The 636-nt window shown below is 76.6% G+C and carries 1 pseudogene; it reads left to right on the plus strand.

Annotation, left to right across the window (positions count from 1 at the left end):
- Nucleotides 1-579, plus strand: a pseudogene (locus G3I65_RS14695) (dimethylaniline monooxygenase); the annotation flags it as partial.
- Nucleotides 580-636: the final 57 nt, after the last annotated feature.

The raw sequence follows: 636 nt of genomic DNA on the forward strand, positions 1-636 counted from the left end.
GTGGCGCGGGCACCGCGGCTGGTCTGGAACGGCCCGCCGCTGGCCGGCGACCGCCCGGTCCTGCGCCGGCTGCGCGAACCCGAAGCCGGGCTGGGTTCCGGCTGGTCGACGTGGTTCTACTCGACGCGGCCGCGGCTCTACCGCAGGCTGCCGCCGAACGTGCGGGTCCACCGGGCCCGGACCGCGCTCGGCCCGGCCGGCGCGTGGTGGCTGCGCTCACGCACCGAAGGCGAGTTCCCGGTCCTGCTCGAGCGGTCGGTCGTCGGCTGCGAAACGGTGAACGGCGGTGTGCGGCTTCGGCTCGCCGCACCGGACGGGACGACGCAGGTGGAGACCGAGCACGTCATCGCCGCGACCGGATACCGGCCGGCCGTCGGGCAGCTGTCGTTCCTCGACGAGCACCTGCGGACCCGGCTGCGGCGGATCGGCGGGGCGCCGTGGGTCGGCGCCGGGTTCCGCTCCAGCGTTCCCGGGCTGTCGTTCGCGGGCCCGGCGGTCGCCAGCTCGTTCGGCCCGGTCATGCGGTTCGTCTACGGCGCGGACTACGCGGCGCGCGCGATCGCCCGGCAGTTCGGATGACGACCCGGGCACCGGCCGCGCGAGCACCGGCGTGCCCCGGCGAAACGCAGGCGCGGT

This window comes from Amycolatopsis sp. SID8362, assembly GCF_010550475.1.
Classification (GTDB): Bacteria; Actinomycetota; Actinomycetes; order Mycobacteriales; family Pseudonocardiaceae; genus Amycolatopsis; species Amycolatopsis eburnea.